Annotated in this window: 3 protein-coding genes and 1 pseudogene; 3 read left to right on the forward strand and 1 reads right to left on the reverse strand. The window is 62.9% G+C overall.

Annotated features, from left to right (window positions below):
- The first annotated feature begins 480 nt into the window (after positions 1-480).
- Entirely contained in the window at positions 481-1,209 is a 729-nt protein-coding gene (locus RCH07_RS18930) for a hypothetical protein (protein ID WP_326969037.1), read from the forward strand.
- Positions 1,191-1,472 carry a PLDc N-terminal domain-containing protein gene (locus RCH07_RS19355; RefSeq protein WP_442784870.1) on the forward strand — a complete coding sequence of 94 codons (282 nt, stop codon included), beginning with the start codon at positions 1,191-1,193 and terminating at the stop codon, positions 1,470-1,472. Before RCH07_RS18930 ends, RCH07_RS19355 begins: the two co-directional genes overlap by 19 nt.
- A gap of 338 nt (positions 1,473-1,810) precedes the next feature.
- On the opposite strand, the gene RCH07_RS18935 is transcribed toward RCH07_RS19355, so the two are convergent.
- Positions 1,811-4,867, reverse strand: coding sequence for a Tn3 family transposase (locus RCH07_RS18935; RefSeq protein ID WP_326969038.1), 3,057 nt, complete (start codon positions 4,865-4,867; stop codon positions 1,811-1,813).
- Between the two features lie 163 nt (positions 4,868-5,030).
- Here RCH07_RS18935 and RCH07_RS18940 point away from each other — a divergent pair.
- Positions 5,031-5,549, forward strand: a pseudogene (locus tag RCH07_RS18940) (transposase); the annotation flags it as partial.
- Between the last annotated feature and the right edge of the window lie 140 nt (positions 5,550-5,689).

The raw sequence follows: 5,689 nt of genomic DNA on the forward strand, positions 1-5,689 counted from the left end.
CGAGATTCGGATCATCAAAAGCGCTGGAAATAGCCGACGGGGTATGGAAAAGTTGCATCTACGGAATGCTCCTCTGCAAGGCGAAAACGGAACTCTAGACAAGTCCTATTTTCCCTGATCAGAAGGGCATTTCCGGTTTAAAACGCCGGACCGGCCCAAACCCAACCGGTGGATTCAGGCTAAGAGGTGGAGGACCGGCTTACGGGCGGTCACTTGGCTACAGACAGAGTGGTCGTCCGCGCGGTGCAAGTTTCACGCTCCACCAGTAACCAGACCAGCAGCATACTGCTTCGTTACCCCCGGCCGACCAGAATATAATCCACGAATTCGTCACTAGCTCAACTCAGCACAAAGATTGATTGACAGATTTGTCATAATTGCTAGAGTGTTCACAGGTTCAGGCGTAGGGGGAGTCGCTCGGAATCTTGGTCAAGACCCGCCCAGTGCCAGCTCCCCAAGAAAACAGTAGGGGGAGTTTTTTTGAAACATCTGCGCGTCTCTTTAGCCGTCCTGATTGCCGCCGCCTTCGTTCTTCTCGGCATGTCAGCGCCTGCCCAGGCTTCTTCGCCAACAGGCCAGTCGTCCTCCGATCAGCAGCACATCCTCGATTTCTTCCGCCAGTACGACGTTCCGCAGCAACAGTGGGGACCTCTCATGAAGGATTTGAAAGAGGGAAGGCCGTGGGATTCCCTTACGGGAGTCGCGCCAACAAGTGTCGAGGATAGAGATACGCCCGCATCAAGCGTCCGGATCAGCCGATTTTCTGATGGGTCGGTGATGGTAAGCACGCTCGAACGTCCCACTCAAGTAGTCAGCAGTAACCCTCCGGCATTGGCTGGAGATAACGCGGTTACGCCAATGGCGAGCCTCGGTGGATGCACGGCTTACACCGGAAGTGGATATGCCGTTTACCGCGGCTGCGGCGTATCGAATCAGTGGGGAAACGTGTACGTTGGATTCAACGCCGACTACTCGGTCATCAATGGAGCCAACGACACTATCGACCGTGTCTACAACCAGACCGCAACATGTTGGGGCATCGGTTGGAGCTGCACCGCCGCAAATTTTGATCCGATCAAAACAAGCGAAGACGGCTGGGGCGCCGCTAACGCTAGGGCACACTCGTGGGTATCTGCGCAATGGGGATCATGGGATGTATGGGTGCAACTGAACGTTGGAGGGAACTCAGGATGGGCCACGAACTCATAGTTGCTTTGCAAATCCAAGAAGCCAGCACGCAGCCGAACTATTGGCTGTTGGCGGTAACCGCAATACCGACCATTATTCTGGCCGTCGTTGTGCTCGTTACGTTGGTACTTGCCCTAACGGACCCGGGGCTGACTATCTTGCCGCGTTTGGCATGGGGGATTCTAATAGTCGCCGTACCTTTGCTCGGCGCCATCATCTATCTCGTCCTGCGAGGCCGACAACGCATCCCCTGGCCCAAGAATGGGGTAGCCAACAAGGGTTGACATAGCCGCCATTCGCGGAGCACCCGTCAGTTGAGGGGCCAGCTTATGCTGGTCCCTCAACGGGTTTCTCTGCAAGCCCGCGCTCACCGCCGAATTGCGTCGACCACGAAGAACTCGTCGAAGCCCAACTGGACCTGCTCAATGCGATGCGCGCGACAGGAGTCACGAACTTCAGCGCATGCGGCAGACCACCAAGGCAGGCGTGTAGAGCTGCCAACGCCCAGGCCTTGGCAGATATAGCAGGTCCAGAGCAACCCTTTACCGACGCATCGCCACCATCGAAGCTCAGCACTGGATCAGGGCCCAGGGCTAACGACTCCCACCATCCTCGGCTGGGGTTAGTCTTCCTCGGCAGTGGCGGCGTCTGGATCGCGCAGCGGTCGTCTGCCGTCGAGGAGCTCGGGTAGTAAAAATGAGTAGTGGCCGTGGACGTTGATGTGTTTGCGCATGTAGGGCGAAAGCCGGGCGACGTCGGCGTCGAGCACGGGATAGCCGGTCGCTCGCAAGGCGTCCAGGACACGGTCGAGGTAGACGGTGTTCCAAAGAGTGATGCAGTTCAGAACCAGTCCGAGCGCGCCGAGCTGGTCTTCCATGCCCTCGCGGTAGCCGTGGCGCAGTTCGCCCTTGCGTCCGTGGAAGAGGTGCCGGCCCAGGTCATGGCGGCCTTCCTGGAGGTTGCGCATGCCCTTGATCTCGCGCCGGTATGGCTCGTCCTGGACGACACGAAGAACGTGCAGTGTCTTGAAGATCCGCCCGTAGTGCGCGAAGGCGTCCCCGAGCGGCGTGGGGCGGCCATCGCGTTGCAGCATCCGGATGACGTCGTAGGCGCTGACCGCACCGGTGTGGATGGAAGCGACCACCCGCAGGATCTCTGGCCAGTGCCGGTCAATTCGTGTCAGGTCAATCCTGCCGCGGGCGGCGCTGTTGAGCGGTCCGTAATCGGTGTCCGGATCAGTCCGCCATAGCTTCGCGTCGGGCAGGTCGGCCAGCTGCGGCCGGTAGTCAAAGCCCAGGAGCTGGAGTAGCCCGAAGATAATGTCACTGTAAGACCCGGAGTCGGTGATGATCACGTCCGGTCGGCGGCCGCCGTCTTGGCTGTAGATCAGGTCGACCAGGTGCAGGGTGTCCTTCGGGGTTCCGGACACGACCCGCCCGGCCAGGCCCACCGACTGGTCATTGACCATGTTGAGCCAGGTCACGCCGCGGCCCCGGCCGAAGTATTTCGGGTTCGGGCGGGCGTCGACGCTGCGTATTGGGACGACGAACCGGATCCCGTCGACCGCGGCGACCAGCCCGCCGCCCCATGTCTGAGCCAGCGCCACCTCAGCTTGACCAGTGATCAGCGGGGCGTTGGCTGCGGCGTAGCTCTCCGCCCGCAGGTAGTTCTGGTCCACATGACTGATCCGGCTGCGGGTCAGGGCCTGGGCCCCGGAGATGACGGGGGTGAACCCGACGTTGAGCGCTTGCGCGGTCAACGCGGCCGCGATCGTGACGTGCAAGTCATCCAGCCTGGTTTGCCCGCCAGATGCGGCGGTGAACGCCTTGAAGAAATCTGGCTCCCAGGTCATTACCTCCAGGATCTGCTCACCGACGTCAGCCTGGGGCATCATCGCCTCGCAGCGTTTGCGCAAGTCGGTCAAGCTCGGCGGGTCCGTGATCGCAGGGTCCTTCTTCACGTGCAGGCGCCCCTCGTCATCGATGCGGACTCCGGCGTCACCGTCCAACCCTGCTGCCACGTGGCGCCAGGCCGCGTCGAGGTCGCCCGCCCGGCTGGCCAATAGCTCGGCGGGGTCCGCGGGAAGCTGGAGGTCGTTGAGGACGGGGCCGCAGGCGGCGTCCCACGCTGCCCCGGTCAGCAGTTGTGCCCTAGGGTCAGCCCATCGGGTCGAGGCAGCGGCGTAGATGTCGCGGCGCTTGAGGTGCCGGTGGAACTGCTCCAGCACACAGAACACGTACCCTGCCCGGTCGACGGTGCCTTCGGGACGTCCGGGCCGGAACACCAGCGGCCGCCACCACCCTGCCGGTACCAGGTCCACCGCAACCAGCCGTGCATCGAGGAACCCGGTCGGTACACGCTTGCTCGCCTTGGCCGGGAGTAACCCAGGCAAGGCACGCATCGCGTCGAGCACCGGTGTGGACTCGGCCGTAGCGCCGAATGCGACTACCTCGGTGAGCAGCGGCAGGAATCCCCGCACCGCGGCGAACCGGGTCACCAGTGTGGCCCGCCAGTCCCCGTTCGGGTCGGCGTCCGGCGGGGGGATGACGTCGGTCAGGTTGGTCACCGCGGTGCGGAGCTCGGCGCGTGAGACCACGCTTTCGATCGCGTCCCACAGCAACTCGATGGTGATCTCCTCGCCCCACTCGGTGGAAGCCAGCATCACCTCCACCGCGGCGGCGCACTTCGCGGCGTCCTTGGACAACCGCGGGTAGCGTCGCAGCTTCTCCGTCTTGGACTCCCGCTCCGCCCGAGCGAGCAGATCGGTGGTCATCAGGACATCGAACATTTCCAGGGTGTCATCAGTCGCTTTGGCTTCCAAATACACCACAGTGGCGAGCATGGTGGCGAGTTTGCGGGAACGCCGATGACGGCGCAGCGCCGTGGCGGTCCCTGACATGCCCCACCGGGCCAGCTCCACCACCCGCCGATGCGGCACCGTGTCCAGGCCCAACGCCCCCACCCCCAGCCCAGCCACCTCAGCCACCCGATCCAAGGACTTGACCATGTTCCGCCCGGACGGCGGCCGCGGCGCCTTCCGCAACCGCTCCAGATCCGAAACCCGCGCACCCTCGGGAACCTCCAGCAGGCGTTCCACCAGCCGGGCTTGCTCCGTCGTCAGCATCGAGGCCATCACGTCCCACAACCGCTGCATCGCCTCGTCACGGACCCGTGCGATCAACCGCGCGAGAATGGTCACCCCGGGCAGCAGGACCCGCCGTTCCCGAAGCCACACCACCGCCCCCTCGAACAGCGCCTTCGGACCATCCCCGGTGTTCCACGCCCGGTCATCCACCCACCGCACCAGCTCAGCCTCGACGGCTGGGAAGTCGCGGTACCCGAACTCGCGGGCGATCTCCCACTGGTGCTCCAGCCGGGTCTTCTCCCGCTCCCCGTACGCCTTCAGACATGACGGGTCAGCCACCCCCAACTGTTCGGCGAGGAAATCGACCGCTTCAGTCGGCACGTCCAACGGATCCGCCAGGAACGAACCGAGCAGACGCGCTGTGCCCAGCTGAAGGCTGAAGCCCAACCGGTTGTAGTCTCCGCGCCGCTTGTTCACCAGCGCCATGTCCGTGTCGTCGAGGAAAAAGAACCGTTCCAACTCCGCCAACGACGGCGGCTGTGTGAAACGAGAATAGGCCGCGGCCTGGACATCAGTGAGGAACTCAACCGGCATAAACCCCAACATAGAGCCAAGACCCGGCAGACATCACAGAACGGAAGAACTGTTACAGGCGTTCCAGCCATCGTTCGGCGAGGTTCACGGGCCGCTGCGTTTGCCCAGGTTAACGAGCCAGAGCCGTTAGCGCCGGATCCTGTTCCATTGTTCGTGACGGGCCTACCCGGCAAGGACGAACCTCTACCTACGTGCCGAACCCCTGCACCCCGGCGCTCAGGCGACACTGCTAGATGTGGACGGGCACCGCGTCACGGCCTTCCTGACGAACTCACCGCGCTGGCACGGGCCGGCCCTTGATGCCCGGCACCGGGCCCGGGGACGGTGTGAGAACCGGATCAAAACCCTGAAGAAAACCGGGCTCGGTAGGCTGCCGTTCTTTGACTTTCACGCCAATCAGGCCTGGGCCAACCTTGCCGCACTGGCCATGAACATGGTTTCCTGACTGCAACTGGCCGCGCTACCAACCGGCCACAAAGCCCGCGGATGGGAAATGAAACGGTGGCGGTACCGGCTCTTCGCCACGGCCGGGAAACTCATCACCAGGGCCAGGCGGACCCGGCTGCTGATCGCTGACAACGCGCCGGAATCCGGCACGATCACCACGCTCCTGGCCGCCATCGCCGAGCTGAAAAACCGCCTCCGACAACGGGTCCGACTCCTGGTGGGAATAGCAAGTTGATTTGGCCCCGAGTTCGCCGTTTTTTTGGCCCCACCCTGTTGGTGATCCGGTCAGTTTTGCCGGGACTTGTTGATGGTCTGCTGGGTGGTTTTCAGCCGGTAGGAATCGGTGCCGGTGTTGATGATGTGGCCGCGGAAGGT

The organism is Arthrobacter sp. CG_A4, from assembly GCF_035985125.1.
GTDB lineage: Bacteria > Actinomycetota > Actinomycetes > Actinomycetales > Micrococcaceae > Arthrobacter.

Excerpts from the sequence above, each read along its gene's own strand:
- RCH07_RS19355 (WP_442784870.1), top strand. The coding sequence starts at position 1,191 with ATGGGCCACGAACTCATAGTTGCTTTGCAAATCCAAGAAGCCAGCACG.
- RCH07_RS18935 (WP_326969038.1), bottom strand. The coding sequence starts at position 4,867 with ATGCCGGTTGAGTTCCTCACTGATGTCCAGGCCGCGGCCTATTCTCGT.